This window comes from Mycoplasma sp. OR1901 (genome assembly GCF_013348745.1).
In the GTDB taxonomy this organism is placed as follows: domain Bacteria; phylum Bacillota_I; class Bacilli_A; order Mycoplasmatales; family Metamycoplasmataceae; genus Mycoplasmopsis.
Genome location: NZ_CP054666.1, coordinates 843,648 through 859,491 on the forward strand (window position 1 = coordinate 843,648; position 15,844 = coordinate 859,491).

Annotated in this window: 11 protein-coding genes; 5 read left to right on the forward strand and 6 right to left on the reverse strand. The window is 26.8% G+C overall.

All coding sequences use genetic code 4. The features are described 5' to 3' along the window. Positions 1 to 53: 53 nt before the first annotated feature. The 3 genes from fusA to rpsL are packed head-to-tail and all read right to left on the reverse strand — an operon-like array spanning position 54 to position 3,091. Positions 54 to 2,144, reverse strand: a complete 2,091-nt coding sequence (gene fusA / locus HTZ87_RS03025) for an elongation factor G (RefSeq protein ID WP_174893084.1) — start codon at positions 2,142 to 2,144, stop codon at positions 54 to 56. A 24-nt stretch (positions 2,145 to 2,168) separates the two neighbouring features. Next, on the reverse strand, positions 2,169 to 2,639 hold the full coding sequence (rpsG, locus tag HTZ87_RS03030; protein ID WP_174893085.1) for a 30S ribosomal protein S7: 471 nt from the start codon (positions 2,637 to 2,639) through the stop codon (positions 2,169 to 2,171). A 38-nt stretch (positions 2,640 to 2,677) separates the two neighbouring features. Further along, positions 2,678 to 3,091 (reverse strand): 30S ribosomal protein S12, encoded by a 414-nt coding sequence (gene rpsL, locus HTZ87_RS03035; RefSeq protein ID WP_174893086.1) that lies wholly within the window; start codon positions 3,089 to 3,091, stop codon positions 2,678 to 2,680. Between the two features lie 241 nt (positions 3,092 to 3,332). On the opposite strand from rpsL, the gene HTZ87_RS03040 reads away from it, so the two are divergent. Together HTZ87_RS03040 and HTZ87_RS03045 are read left to right on the forward strand one after the other, a co-directional pair. Beyond that, positions 3,333 to 6,365 (forward strand): S41 family peptidase, encoded by a 3,033-nt coding sequence (locus tag HTZ87_RS03040; protein ID WP_174893087.1) that lies wholly within the window; start codon positions 3,333 to 3,335, stop codon positions 6,363 to 6,365. Positions 6,366 to 6,465: 100 nt separating this feature from the next. Next, the gene (locus HTZ87_RS03045) at positions 6,466 to 6,897 is read left to right on the forward strand and encodes a hypothetical protein (protein WP_174893088.1); all 432 of its coding nucleotides are present in this window, start codon (positions 6,466 to 6,468) and stop codon (positions 6,895 to 6,897) included. Positions 6,898 to 6,967: 70 nt separating this feature from the next. On the opposite strand, the gene HTZ87_RS03050 is transcribed toward HTZ87_RS03045, so the two are convergent. Then, positions 6,968 to 10,150 carry a hypothetical protein gene (locus tag HTZ87_RS03050; RefSeq protein ID WP_174893089.1) on the reverse strand — a complete coding sequence of 1,061 codons (3,183 nt, stop codon included), beginning with the start codon at positions 10,148 to 10,150 and terminating at the stop codon, positions 6,968 to 6,970. A 224-nt stretch (positions 10,151 to 10,374) separates the two neighbouring features. Next, a complete protein-coding gene (locus HTZ87_RS03055; RefSeq protein ID WP_174893090.1) occupies positions 10,375 to 10,872 on the reverse strand; it encodes a hypothetical protein in 498 nt (165 codons plus the stop codon). Between the two features lie 250 nt (positions 10,873 to 11,122). Between HTZ87_RS03055 and eno the strand changes: the two genes are divergently transcribed. The 3 genes from eno to HTZ87_RS03070 all read left to right on the forward strand — a co-directional run bounded on the left by eno (position 11,123) and on the right by HTZ87_RS03070 (position 15,101). Continuing rightward, positions 11,123 to 12,484, forward strand: coding sequence for a phosphopyruvate hydratase (gene eno / locus HTZ87_RS03060; protein ID WP_174893091.1), 1,362 nt, complete (start codon positions 11,123 to 11,125; stop codon positions 12,482 to 12,484). Positions 12,485 to 12,649: 165 nt separating this feature from the next. Then, positions 12,650 to 14,215, forward strand: coding sequence for an APC family permease (locus tag HTZ87_RS03065; protein ID WP_174893092.1), 1,566 nt, complete (start codon positions 12,650 to 12,652; stop codon positions 14,213 to 14,215). Positions 14,216 to 14,714: 499 nt separating this feature from the next. Next, positions 14,715 to 15,101, forward strand: a complete 387-nt coding sequence (locus tag HTZ87_RS03070; RefSeq protein WP_174893093.1) for a hypothetical protein — start codon at positions 14,715 to 14,717, stop codon at positions 15,099 to 15,101. A 37-nt stretch (positions 15,102 to 15,138) separates the two neighbouring features. Here HTZ87_RS03070 and HTZ87_RS03075 read toward each other — a convergent pair whose 3' ends face one another. After that, a complete protein-coding gene (locus tag HTZ87_RS03075; protein ID WP_174893094.1) occupies positions 15,139 to 15,843 on the reverse strand; it encodes a ribonuclease HIII in 705 nt (234 codons plus the stop codon). Between the last annotated feature and the right edge of the window lies 1 nt (position 15,844).

Genomic DNA, 15,844 nt, shown 5'->3' on the forward strand with positions numbered 1-15,844 from the left:
TCACACAAATTAAAGTAAAAAAATCAAACCCGTTAAGGTTTGACTTTTGAATATTATTCTTCGTCTTTGTTTTGAATGTTTCTTCTCTTAATGATTTCGTCTGAAATACTTTTTGGAGTTTTTTCATAGTGATCAAATTGCATTTGGTATGTTCCACGTCCACTTGTCATAGATCTAAGTTCTGTTGAGTAACCGAACATTTCTGAAAGAGGAACTGCTGCTTTAACAACAACTGCACCATCTGATCTTTGTTCTTGATCGTTAACAAGACCTCTACGACGTGATAAATCACCGATAACATCCCCCATGTGATCTGAAGGAACAACAACTGAAACGTCCATAATTGGTTCTAATAATACTGTACCGATTTGATCTTTAGCTTTTGTAAGAGCTTTAGAAGCTGCTATTTTATAAGCCATTTCTGAAGAGTCGACATCGTGGTATGATCCATCAAATAATGTAGCTCTCATATCGATCATTGGGTATCCAGCTAAGATACCAACAGCCATTTTTTCTTCAAGTCCTTTTTGAATTGATTTAATGTATTCTTTAGGAATTTTACCACCAACGATTTTATCAACGAATTCAAATCCACCATCTGGGTTTGGTTCAAATTTAATTCATACGTGTCCGTATTGTCCTTTACCACCAGATTGTTTGATGTGTTTTCCTTCAACGTCAGCTGATTTTGTAATTGTTTCACGGTATGAAACTTGAGGAGCACCAACTTTAGCTTGTACACCAAATTCACGTTTTAGACGGTCAACAATAATGTCTAAGTGAAGTTCACCCATACCAGCAATAATTGTTTGTCCTGTTTCGTCATCTGTGTATGTTCTAAATGTAGGGTCTTCTGCTGCTAATTTTTGAAGTCCTAATGATAATTTTTCTGTAGCTGCCTTTGATTCTGGTTCAAGAGCTTGTGAAATAACTGGTTCTGGGAAAACCATTTTTTCTAAAACGATTTTTGCAGCTTTTTCATCTACTAATGTATCACCTGTTGTTGTATATTTAAGTCCAACAGCTGCGGCAATATCCCCGGCACGACATTCGTCGATTTCAACACGGCTGTTTGCGTGCATTTGAAGAATACGTCCGATACGTTCTTTTTGTCCTTTTGTTGAGTTAAATACGTAACTTCCTTTATTTAATACTCCACGGTACACACGGAAGAATGTAAGTGATCCAACGAATGGGTCGTTCATAACTTTGAATGCTAAAGCTGCGAAATCACCTTCGTCTTTAGCTTCAACGCTAACTTCTTTATCTTCATCATGAGCTTTCATAGGTGGAATATCTAATGGTGAAGGTAAGTAATCGATAACTGCATCGATCATTTTCTTAACACCTTTGTTTTTGAATGATGTTCCTAATACTACCGGGAAGAATTCTGAACTTAATGTAGCTTTTCTGATTGCTGCTTTAAATTCTTCGATTGTAACATCTTCACCTTCAAGAACTTTCATCATTAATTCTTCATCAAAAGCTGAAGCAGCTTCTAATAATTCTTGACGTTTGATTTCTACTACGTCTTTTAATTCTTCTGGAATTTCTGTTGGAAATTCTTCTTCTGCTTGTTCACCGTTGTATGTGAATGCTTGACGTGTAACAAGGTCGATGATTCCTTTAAAGTGTGCTTCTGCACCAATTGGTCATTGGATTGCAACAGCATTTCCACCTAAACGTTGTTTAACAGAAGCAACTGATGCTGCAAAGTCAGCTCCAGCTTTATCCATTTTGTTAACGTAAACAATACGTGGAACTTTATAGTTTGTAGCTTGTCTTCAAACTGTTTCTGTTTGAGGTTCAACCCCTGATTGTGCATCAAGTACGGCAACTGCACCGTCTAATACACGTAATGAACGTTCAACTTCAACTGTGAAGTCAACGTGACCTGGAGTATCGATAATGTTTACTCTGTGTCCTTTTCAGAATGCTGTTGTAGCAGCTGATGTAATTGTAATACCACGTTCTTTTTCTTGGTCCATTCAGTCCATTTGTGATCCACCATCGTGTGTTTCACCAATTTTGTGAATTTTACCTGTGTGGTATAAAATTCTTTCTGTTGTTGTTGTTTTTCCTGCATCAATGTGAGCCATAATACCGATGTTACGGTATTTACTTAATTCGTAATCTCTAGCCATATTATTTAAAAAGTAAAGTGTACACTATCATCTGAAGTGTGCAAATGCACGGTTAGCTTCAGCCATTTTGTGTGTGTCTTCACGTTTTTTAATTGCTCCACCTGTTTTGTTTGATGCATCGATGATTTCATTTGCTAAACGAACGTCCATTGTTTTTTCGTTTCTAAGTCTAGCATATTGCACTAATCATCTAAGTGCTAATGTTTGTTTTCTACGAGTAGGAACTTCTGTAGGAACTTGATAGTTTGTCCCACCAATTCTTCTTGTACGAATTTCTAATTGAGGTGTAATGTTTTCAACTGCTGCTAAAAACACTTCCATTGGTTCTTTTTCTGTTTTCTTTTTGATAATTTCAAAAGCTGAATATAAAATATCTTGAGCTATTGATTTTTTTCCGTCAAGCATAATTTGATTAATTAACTTTGTAACTACTACTGAGTTAAAAACTGGATCTGCAAGTACTTCACGGATAGGTGCTGATTTTTTTCTTGACATAAAGTCCTCCTTAATATTATAAATTTAATTAATTATGCTTATTTTTTAGCTTTTTTTGTTCCGTATAAACTACGACCTTGGTTACGTTTAGCAACTCCGGCAGCATCTTGTGTTCCACGAACGATGTGGTATCTAACCCCAGGTAAATCTTTAACACGTCCACCACGAATTAAAACAACAGAGTGTTCTTGTAAGTTGTGTCCTTCCCCTGGAATGTATGCTGTAACTTCCATTGTATTTGATAACTTAACACGAGCATATTTACGTAAAGCTGAGTTAGGTTTTTTAGGTGTCATTGTTGCAACACGAGTACATACACCACGTTTGAATGGTGATGCCATTTTTTTAGATTTTTTAATAAGTGAGTTGTAGCTTAAGCTTAATGCAGGAGCATTTTGCTTTTTAATTTTTGAACTACGACCACTTGAAACTAATTGATTTGTTGTTGGCATTTTCTGCTTCCTTTCTTTTAATATAATTAAATGTAATTTGTTCAACTATAAAATATAGCTAATATATTATACCAAACAACATAGCCGTGTGTATCATATTTTTATTTTTTTTAAGCCTACAATATAGTCATAAAAGTTTTTTTATGAAGCTTTTTAGTAAATTAATTTCATATAAATTGGACTTTTTCAAAAATAAAAATATTTTTCAAAAAATGGTTTAAAATTATGCAAAAGGAAAATTATGAAGAAAAAATATAAATTTATAACAGGTATTATAGCCTCCACTTTTCCGTTAATAGCATTAGTTTCATGCTCAAATACTAATAATAGATACAATGCTATTAAAAGTGAAAACATTAGTAACAAACAAGATGCAAATAATGAAATACCGAAAACTACAAATGAAGTAAAAAATAAAGAAAATCAAGAAGAAGCAAAAGAAAAAGATGATTCAATTACTCAAGATATTAAAACCCAAGAACAAGATAAATCAATAGAAAAAGATACATCTAACTCAGAAAATCAAGAACAAAATAGTAACGATCAACAAAATAACACAAACACTAACTATGTTGAATTAGAAAATATTAAGTCTAAATTTAGCGACTTAATAAATTCATATTCAAGAAAAAGTGAAGGGTATCAAATTTTAAAAAATGAAGCAAAGAAAATTGAAGATAGTATAAATGAACTAATTAATAATAAAGTTAATAAAGAAAACATTAATTCAGAGGTTAATAAATACAACCTTAAATATGAATTAATAATTAAGAAAACTTCAATTGCGGACTCTCTTTATAATCTAGAAATAATTAACGAGACTATAAAAGATAATAAATCTAAATACGAGACTATAAACGAATTTGACCAACCAATTTCTGAAATAACTGATAAAATAAACGAAATTACATCCTTTTTATCTAAAGATCAAAATGATGATACTAATATAGAAACAAAAAATTTAGAATTGTATAATTTAAAAACTACAATGATAAATAAAAATAAGGAATTAATTAGAAAAATACAAAAAGATCATAGTGATATTTATCAATATTCAATAACAAAAGATCATGCAAATTCCTTATTAGAATATTTAAAAAATATATACCCTGATTTATATAGTCAAGAAGTTGAAAAAATCAATAAAATACTAAATAATAAGTCGGAAATATCAAGCAAAAATAACGAATTAACTACATTAATAAAAAATACAAATGAAGTAATAAATAATAAACAATTAAATAATAAGTCTAATTTAATATCTCAAAGTAACACATTTACAAATTACTTTGAGGGTTATAACTTTATGGATGAAAATATAACTACATATAATAAAGAAGGTGAAAAAGTAATTTATGTAGGTTTAAGAGATATGATTTATAAATTAGATGGATTATTTGTAAATAAAGGTATAAACATAATAAAAAACGATCAAGTTATAGAATATATATTACCTAATAAGGAAAAAATTAAAATAGATTTAAATAAAAATACTTTTTCCGCTACTAGTCCTGATTTTTGAAATTTCGTAAAAGAAAATGATTCTTTAGACCCTAATATTCACCTTGACTTTTATAGTAGTAAAAAAATAGTTCAATCAAACTCAGAATGAGTTGAGTACTCACTAGATGAATCAGGTTTTGATTTTATTAAATTAGATAACGAAGTGTTAATACCATTACCTATATTTAATATACTGTTCGCTAATCCTAACTACTACAATTTATATCTAAATGATAATCATATTTATGGTTTTGATACCGTTTATAATGGAAATAGTGATACTAAGAGAAAAATAGTTAATTTAAAAACAAATCAAGACTTAAAAGATAGGGAATACAATTTTAATACATTAAAATTCTTAATGAATAATTTTTACGGATTAAAAGATAAAAAATTTAATAATAAAAAATGAGAAGATACACTCACAAAATACCAAAAAGATTTAATTTTATCAACTGAAATTGTTAAAAATAATTTTGGTTATATTGATGTACTTCAAAATAATTTAAGTGATAGACATACAGTAGTAAAAAACTTTTCGTTTTTAAATCAAAATAATTCTTTTCCCTTTACCGAATACGGAAATCAAAATATTAATTTTAATAATTCAATACTTTCATCAACTATGTTATTTGATCAAAAACAAAACAATTATAGTGAAAGAGTTAATGACGGATCAAATATCTATAAAGAAGGTAATACAGCTTTTATAACTACATACTTATTTGATTTTAAGGAAGGTAATAGTACTTTTGATTTTTATAAAAAATCTCTAAAAACTATTTTAAACGATAATAAAAACTTGGAAGAAAGTAAAAAAATTAAGAATATAGTATTAGATTTTACAAGTAATGGTGGTGGTGAAACTATTTCATTATTTAAAGCATTGAGCTTCTTAACTAACGAACATGTCAAAGATTATCAAATAAATAAAATAGATAATTCAATTACATTAAAAGATTATACAGTTGATAACAACGAAAATAACGAATTTTTAGATAATGATAGCTTTGCAAATGATTTTAAATTTTATATTTTAACTTCGTTTAATACTTTTTCAGCAGCAAACATAATGGCTCATATAGCAAAAGAAAATAAATGAGCAACAATAATTGGAAACAACTCAGGTGGAGGTGGTTTCTCAGTTTTACCAACCTCATTACCTGATGGTACTTCATTATTCATCTCTTCAGTTAACGGTTCTTATACAACTAATAAAAAAGAAAGTGAAATTAAAAGTATTTCTGATTTAGTTGATGTTGAAGAAGGTGTTAAACCTGACTTAAAAATTAATTATAAGCATTATTATAATTTAGAATATATCAATAACTTATTAAATAAAGGTAATCAAGAAAATAATAAATCCGACTTTCCAAATACATTTGATTTAATTAAGACTTTTAGTGATAAAAGTTTAACTGAACAAAAAGAAAGATTAGATGCACAATTAAATCAAATTAAAGACGCTGTTATAGAAAATAACAACATAAATATATTCGAGTTTGTTAAAACATTTATAGAAACTGAACCACTCCCAAAAACTAATCCTTTCGACAATAAATTGTCGGAAAAACAAAGAAAAATTAAAGGTCAAATTAAGTTGTTGCTAGAATCATTAAAAATTCCTAATGAATTTAATTATGATGGTATTGATGATATATACGGATCATTCTTGATAATTAAAGATGAAAACACTTTAGAATTAACTTTATTATTAACAAATTTAAATGAATCATTATTATCAATTCCTTTATTAATAAAATATAACTAATAACAAATCAAGAATCACATCTTAGTGTGATTCTTGATTTTTTGCTCAATATAAACAAAAACAAAATAATGTATAATAAATTTATAATAAAGGAGAAATAATGTTAAATAAAAATAAAAACTATTTGAAAAAAGATATAAAAAATTTAAAGACTTCTAGAATATTAATGATAGTTGCATTAGCAATTATGCCTATATTAAGTTATATTATTGGACTACTTTCAGTCGGTACCTTAGCCTTTAGTCAAGGAACAAATAGTACAAATGTAAGTTCGTTAACAATATTTGTCATAATACTAGGTATTTTATTTGGAATTGCATATTTAGTAGTCATTATTATGCAAATATATTTAATAAGTCATAAAATGATTGAATTCAGTGGTATTAAAACAGCACTTATAATCGGTATTTTTAACCCACCAGTTTATGTTTTTGCAGCTTCATACTTTTTAATTAAAGCAACACCAATTATTAAAACTTATGTAAATAAAGATGACGAAGAAGAAATAGTAGTAGTTGAAGAGTTAAAATAAATTTTTAAAAATGTTCCTATCAATAAAAAGGAACATTTTTAATTTTATTATTGTGTTTTATTAATTTCAATTAAAAATTGATTCATTTTAAAATTAGATTTGCTTCAATATTTTTTTGTTCTTCTTCAGTATTAGGAGTAACTCCATTGAATTTAGGATCTAAAATTTCATTATTTTCAACAGTGTTATAAAATGATTCTGGCTTAATTCTTATTCTAACCATATCATCACTATTACCCTTATTTTCACTTTCTGTAGTTAATACTAAATATTTACCATTCTTTTTAGGGTTAAAAATTTCATTATTTTTAGCTTGTATTCCCCCGAATTCAGATCTAAATATAAAAATATCTACAGTTCTATCATTTGCGTTTCAAGAATTAGCAACTAAACCAATAGTTTTTGCATTATTATTTGGTTGGTCTAAGGTATTATAGTTATCATATAACTTAATATTGATTTTATATTCCTTATTTAAATAGTAAACCACTCTTGGGTTATTTTTAGGATATCAATCATCACCTTTCAACTTATCTAAGGTAATATTTTTGTCTAAAATATGTAATTTAAGTCTTAAAGCGTTACCATAAAATGTACGCCCTACGACTTCAAATTTTTCGCTATTTTTTATGAAATTATATTTTTCTATTAATCTGTAGTATTTTTTCATATTACCGTTTTTAGTTAATGTAAAGTAAATCATGACTCCAGGATTATCATTATTAACAGTCTTTTCAGCAGTTATTAAATTAGCTTGATAATTATTTTCGTCAATAGAGTCAAAAGTAATATTGCTATTTGAAGTCAACGAACTACTTGTTCAATTTTTATCTTTGAAATTAATAGACATATTTTCGGCAACTTCATCAAGTTCTTTTTCTCAATATTTATCTACATCTAATTTTCTTAATTTAGTTTTTTCAATCTCTTTATTTAATATTTCATAAACTTGTTCATAATGTTCAGAATCATTATCTCGTAAGCTTTTTAACGCTCCATTTATTTTATATTCCAATTTACGTTTTATAGCTTTATATTTAGTTTCTGTTAATTCTCTCTTTATACGAATAGCTTCATCTCTAGCTTTCTCTAGAAGATATCTTTTATCATCTTCGACTTTTATTTCTCATGTTTCGTTTAAGTTACTATTTAAATCTATGTTTAAATATCTAATATTAAAGTCTTTAAATGAAACCATTGCGTGTTCTTTTTCAACACTATTTTCAGATAATTTATTTTGTTGTGGTATTCAGCTATATTTTCAGTATTTAGCTTTTGTTGGATAAAAACTAATTGTTAATCTTTTTCTATCATTAGTAGTTAAAGATTTATAGTTTTGATTTTTATTACTATGGGTAAAGGTTACATTATTTACATTGCCAAAATCTTCTATTTTTACTTTACTTTGATATTTAACAGGTGTTCAAGTATTACCATCGTCAGAACTAAAAATTATAATTTCTTGAGGTAAGATCATTTTTTGATTCAAATTTGCATTTTTTTCGAATCATACATCAATTCTATCCACTATTTTGTAATCATCATTTTTAGTTTTGAATACTATTTCATTTTTATCATTTGTTTGATCTTTATTATGTCTTGAATCGTTATCTCACCCTTTGTTAATACCCGAATTTAATAAACCACTTATAAGATTTCGTTTTACATCACTTGATTTATTAAGGTCTACAGCAAACATATTATTTGAAGTTCTTACACCACCATTCATTGCTCAACTACCGGTTTGGGTATACGGAGCCTTAAAAATTAAGTCCATTTCATATCTAATATTGTTTAAGTCTTCGTGCTTTGTATTTTCTAATTTTCCAAATATTTTTACAGTTCTATTTGTAAGACCTTGCTCAGTTTCAGTTATATGACCAGAATAAATTTTAGATTGTAATAAATTATCGTCAAATTTTACTCTATATACCCCATCTGATATATTTCATTTACGTGCTTGTTCTTTAGTTATTTTAATTTCTCTATTATTGAATAATTGTTCATGTCTTACACTAGGGCTATAAACTGTTATTTTTTCGATCATTACTTTTTTAGTTTCAGGATCTTTAGGAATACTTAAAAAGTCTTCTTTTGGAAATCTATATTCAAAACTTTCGCTTTCAGGATTACCATCATCTCCTTTTTTAATTGAGTATGTTAAAATCAAAGAATTTGATTCATCATCAAAATGATGTGATTTATAAATTCCACTAAAACCTTGATCTAAATGGAAATTAAAATTATTTTGGTTTATACTGTTTGTGCTTTCCTTTGCACTTTCTCAAGTTATATTAGAAATATCATTGTAATCAATTCTTAATTTGTTATTTTGAATTAGATATTCTCTTTTTAATTTTTCGGATTCTAACTCTTGTTGTTTATTTTGATATTCCGAATTTGTGTTAGCGTGCATAGTTTTATAATTTTCAAGTTCTGTTTCTTTAGAATTTAATGCACTTGTTTTTTCTTGTAAGTCTGCTTCTAATCTTTGTTTTTGACTTTCTAATTTATTATAATTATCTTGCAAGTTAGTTTTTTCATGCAAAAGATTATTTTTTTCGCTTGTTAAATTAATTATTTCTTCATCTTTTGTAGTTACTAAATTTGTTAATCTTTCAATTCTTTCTTGACTTTCAATAAAACGTATTTTTTCTTGTTCTAATTGTTGCTCTAATTGTTCTTTTTCTCTTTGCTTTGCATTAATATCATTATTTTTTTGTTCAATTTGAGCTTTTAAAGAATTAATTGAATTTTCATTTCTAGTCGTTGCACTTTCTTCTTGTTTTAATCTTTCTTCTAGAAGTCTCTTCTCTTCTTTTAAATTGTCTATATTTTGTTGTTTAATTTGAATTTCTTTTGATTTCTCTTTTAAAAATTGATTATGTTCTTCGCTTCTATCTTTTTCAATTTTTAATTCTTCTGCGAGTTCATTTTTTTGTGTTGTTAATAAATTAATTTGTGTTGTAAGCTCTTCACTAGTTTGTGTTAAAGAATTAAGTTTTTCTTGGCTTGTTCTTAAACTTTCTTCTAGTTCTTCAATTTTTTTATTTTTCAAATTAATTTCTGCTTCCAAATTAGATGTTGGATCATCTTTGTTTCTTAACATTTGAATTTCTTTTTCTTTTTCGTTTAATTCAAATTTTTGTTTATCTATTTTAGTTTGATTTTTTGCTGCAATAGCAGATGCGACTGCTATTGATGCACCAATAACTAAACCGAATAAACCTAAAAATATGTATTTCTTTTTCATGTGTTATCCTTTCGTTTTTTTCGCATTCTATGATTATAATAAAATTGAAAAATACAAAAGAAAAATCCGATAAAATATGGTATTTTTTGCAGTTATTTTATAAGCGTTTTTTAATAAGAAAAACTCATTTGAAAAAATCGACTAAAAACACTTGTTCATAGGCATAAAAGAAGAGAATTGATATAAAAAAATAGACTTATATTTTGTAAGTCTATTCGATGAATTTAAGAAGGCATATCACAACCATTAAATGGGTGAAAATTAAAGTCTAATTTTTCTACCATTTCAATTTTAGAATTATCAATATTATTTAGTAAATCAACTAACAATAAAATGTCTCTAGTTGAACCATCTAAATGTGTAATTCTAAAAATTTGTTTAGCTAAATTTAAGACTTTTTCTCTTAATTCTTCTTCGTTATTAGATTCTACAAATAATTTCTTATTTTCAATTAAGACTTTATTAACACCATCTTTTTCGCTTGAAGCATTATTATCAGCTAAATATTTCATTAAATAGAATGAAAAATCATGAGCTACTTTTAAAAATCTATCATTTCTTGTATAAAAACTTTGTGTTAATTGTTCGTAGTCTTGATAAGTATTATCGATATATTTTTTAAACACTTTTCTTAAAGCGTCATAAACAGAGATAACATCGACTGACCAAGAGTTGATATCATATATATTTTCTTTTAGTTCTTTGTATGTTGCAAAAATCATAAAAACTCCTTTTTTGGTTTATTTTTCATTAATTTTATAACTTTTTGAAAAAAATAAATAAAAATTCTAATTATTTTTAGAGTTGCTTTATGATAAAAAAATTGATGTAATTAAATAATTTAAATACCTGCTTTAAACCAATAAAACATTAATATGTATATTATCAATAATAAAAAGTGTTATAATTGAAAATATATTACAAATATACAAATAATATATAATGAATTTTAATTATAAAATAGGAGATAAAATGTCAAAAATTTCAAAAATTCACGCACGTGAAGTTTTAGATTCACGTGGTAACCCAACAGTTCAAGTTGAAGTTTACACTGAATTAGGTGGATACGGTTCAGCTATGGTTCCATCAGGAGCATCAACAGGTTCTAGAGAAGCTTTAGAATTAAGAGATAAAGGTTCTAAATACGAATCAAACTGATTCGGTGGAAAAGGTGTTATGTTAGCTGTAGATCACGTTAACAACGATATTGCACCAGTTGTTGAAGGGTTAGAAGTTACAGATCAACGTTTAGTTGACCAAACAATGATTAAATTAGATGGTACACCTACAAAATCTAAATTAGGTGCTAACGCTATTTTAGGAGTTTCATTAGCTACAGCTAGAGCTGCTGCAAATGAATTAGACTTACCTTTATACAAATATTTAGGTGGATTTAACGCTCACTTATTACCATTACCAATGTTAAACGTTATTAATGGTGGTGAACACGCATCAAACACACTTGATTTCCAAGAATTCATGATTATGCCAGTTGGTGCAAAATCATTAAGAGAATCATTACAAATGGCTAACCATGTATTCCACAACTTAGCTAAATTACTTAAAAAGAATGGACATGGTGTTCAAGTTGGTGATGAAGGTGGATTTGCTCCAAACTTCAGATCACACGAAGAAGCTCTTGACTTCTTAATGGAAGCTATTAAAGAAGCTGGATATACACCAGCAACTTCAGGTGAAAAAGCAGTTGCAATCGCAATGGACTGTGCTTCATCAGAATTATACGAAAACGGAGTTTACACATTTGGTAAATTAAAAGCTGCTATCGAATCAAAACAACCAGGATTTGAAAACTTAACAGATGTTAAATTAGAATATACAACAGATGAAATGATTTCTTACTTAGAATCACTTGTTGCTAAATACCCAATTATCTCAATCGAAGATGGTTTAGCAGAAGCTGACTGAGCAGGATTCAAAAAATTAACAGCTGAATTAGGAAACAAAGTTCAAATCGTTGGAGATGACTTAACAGTTACAAACACAGAAATCTTAAAACGTGCTATTGAAGAAAAATCAATGAACTCAATCTTAATTAAAGTTAACCAAATCGGTTCATTAACAGAAACATTTGAAGCTATTCAAATGGCTCAAAAAGCAAACATGACAGCAGTTGTTTCACACCGTTCAGGTGAAACAGAAGATTCTACAATTGCTGACATCGCAGTTGCAATGAACACAGGACAAATTAAAACAGGTTCAATGTCAAGAACAGATAGAATTGCTAAATACAACCGTTTATTAGCTATCGAAGAAGAATTAGGTACAACATCAAAATTTGATGGTGCTAAATCATTCTACAACATCAACAAATAATAATATTTAAAATTACGTGTGAATCACGTAATTTTTTTCGTTTTTTATAGTAAAAAGTCGTTTTTTTAGTTTAAAAACAGTTTTTATTAATCTTTTTAATAAAAATGTGTAGAATTTTAATTGTTAAAAAATTAAATTTATTAACAATAAACAAAGAAAGGAAAAATGAACAAAAAATTTAGTGAAAAAAGCTTTATTTTTTACGGTATAAACTTTATAGTTGGTTTTGGTTTTATAGCAACTATTCAAAGTGTTATCAAAACAGGAAACTATAGTTTACTAATTTTTGCCATTACATCTCTAATTGCGGGAGGTATTATGCTCGCTTACGCAAGAGGTACTCAATATTTTGGTAATAAAATTGGTGGATCATATGTTTACGCAAAAGAAGCTTTCCCAAAAAACAAATGATTTTGATTTTTAAATGGTTGAAATCAATTTATGCAGGCTCCGTTATTTTCCGCTACTACGCCATTATTTTTTTCAACATTAGTCGGATTATTTATTAAAAATCAAGATTATAAAATACTATTACAACTTGGTTCTTTATTATTTTTTATAATATTAACAATAATATCCGCATTTAGCCTAAATGTTTCAAAAAAAGTAATCTTATGAAGCGGAATTGTTAAATGAGCTGTTTTTGTCTTAATTTTAGGTGTTGTGGTTTATTTAGTTGCATCAAACCCCGAAATACACTTATTTAAAAAAGATAATAATACACTCGAAACAATAACTCCATTTACAATCATTAGTTCTATCCTTAGTTTCATCTATGCATATGGTGGAATTGAAGGTTTAGCAGGACTATCGACAAACGTCAAAACAAAAAACTTCCAAAAAATATTATTATATTTATTTGGATTCGTAATATTTATTTACTTAATATTCTTCTTATTATTCTCATTTATACCTACGATACCAAACTCAAATCAAAGTGATTACGTAGCATTAATAATGAGAAACACACTAGGTATCACTGGAATTATATTATTTACAATAGGTTTATTATTCAAACAAATTACATCAACAATATTCTCAATGGTATACTATGCAAAAACAGTTGTTCCACTTGCTTTAGATGGTTTTCTACCAAGTTCACTTGCTAAAGTTGCAAAAAATGGTCAACACAAAAATGCAATTAAATTCGTTACAGTAATTAGCATTTTTGCAATGATACTATTAACAATAATTCCTCAAGTGTTAGGAATTTCTAACTCTTTTGGTGCAGTTTTAAATGCTGGTAATTTAGTTTTCTTTGTTCTATATTTAATAGCTATCTTATCTATATTAGTTATTTCATTCAAAAGAAAAGAATTTAAAATACCAAACTGAGAAAAAGTATTTTATGTGCTAACTCTAATACTTATTGGTATTGTTATTATAGTAACATTATTGCCACCTGTAGTTAACGAAAAATATGATCCATCACAATTAATAGTTATTTTAAGTTACATCGGATTTATGATATTAGGATTTGTAATTTGAGGCCTATACAAAGGTGTTAAGTTATTTAATCCTTTAAATAGATACGCTAAAAACTATTCAAAAATGTATGAAAACAAAAAAATAACATTAGATAGCTTAGAAAAAAGCGGAATCAAAGATGTAGTTGAAAAACTATTTATAAATTCATTCAAAACACAAAATAAATTTATTATGGTTACAAACCAAAGTGAATCATTTAGAGACTTAATCGTAAGAATGTTAGCTCAAGTAATTAAATTTTAATACTAAAGAAAATGAATTACCACTCAAAAATGTATATAAATTAAATACTGAAAAACTTATTTACACAAAAAGAAATAAAGTAACAAAAATTCTTTACAAACTATTTTACAGTAAATGAAACATTAACTCAAATACAATTATTTTCATTGAAAATATTGATCTATTAGACAAATTCGAAATTATTGAACTACTAGAACGTGTTAAAAATCAAACAAATATAAAAGTTATCGCTACACTAAAAGACGAAACTCAAATTTATAAATATAACGACTTATTTATCAATTCTTCAATTAATGATTTAAGTATTGAACAAAAAATAAATGTAACAACATACGCAAAAAATAAAATCGTAGCATCTCAATTATTAATATCTGACCCTTCTATTGATAAATTAATAGTTGAACTTGTTAATGAAAATGTTTATATAAGTGATATTCTTAATAAAGTTGATACTGCCGCAGCTTACTTAAATGCAGAAAACGATCAATGAGAAAAGAATTTGAAAGACTTATATGATCAAAAAGTTAAATTAGAATATGACAAATATATTAGTTTAAAAGACAAAAACAGTACAAACACAAAAGAAATTGATTCACAAATTGAAATAGTTGAAAATCAAATTGCACAAAGAATCGAAACTTTCGAATCTGAAAAACAAATAATTAAAGACTTAATAGATAGTTATAATTCGCTTTCTAACTTCAAATCTAAAGTTAAAGAATATGAAAAAGATAACAATATTTCTGCATCATATAATTTAAAAAACTCTATAATTCCACAAATAGAGAAAAAAATAAAAGATTTATCTGACTCAATTAATAATTTTAAAGAATACAAAGCAATAGTAACAGAAGACATTTTTAAAAAATCATCTCAATTGATATAAAAAACATAACTGGTTAATTTATACCAGTTATGTTTTATTATTTAATTTTAAAGCTAGTTTTACACACTTTATCAAGCGAATCTCTACCGTATAATTCTTCGAATTCAACAACAGATTCTTTAACTTTAGCACTAGCGCCAAGTGGAAATTGGAAATTTCACTCTTCGTTTTGTTTTTTCATATAATTAACTAAATAATATCTAGCAATAATTGAAGCACAAGCTACTGATAAATGAACACTTTCAGCTTTAGTAATAAAAAACACTTGATTATTTAATTCGTATACTTTTTTAAAATCAGCTATAAAGTTAAATTTATCTCTATATTTTAAAATAGAATTAAAAGTAGAATATCTATCAATTATAAAAATATCTTTCTCAAAATTATTCAAATCTAAATAAGAATTTGAATAATTACTAATAGCATTAAAGTGAATAAAGTATTTTACTTCATTAGCATTAAAACCTTTTGAAGTTAAACTATTGTAACCTTTTTGAGTTAAAGTATATGTCTTATACTTGATTTTCTTCATTAATTCTTTTGCAATAAAATTAATTTTAGTTGCACTAAGTTTTTTAGAATCTTGAACACCTAAGTTAATAGCCCATTCTTTTAATTCGTTAGGTAAATAAGCTACGCAACCTATTATTGGAGTGAAATAATCTCCAACACCTGTTTCATCTATTCCAATTACATTGTAATCATCTAAATTAACTTTATCCAAATTATCATAAAAAAGCATT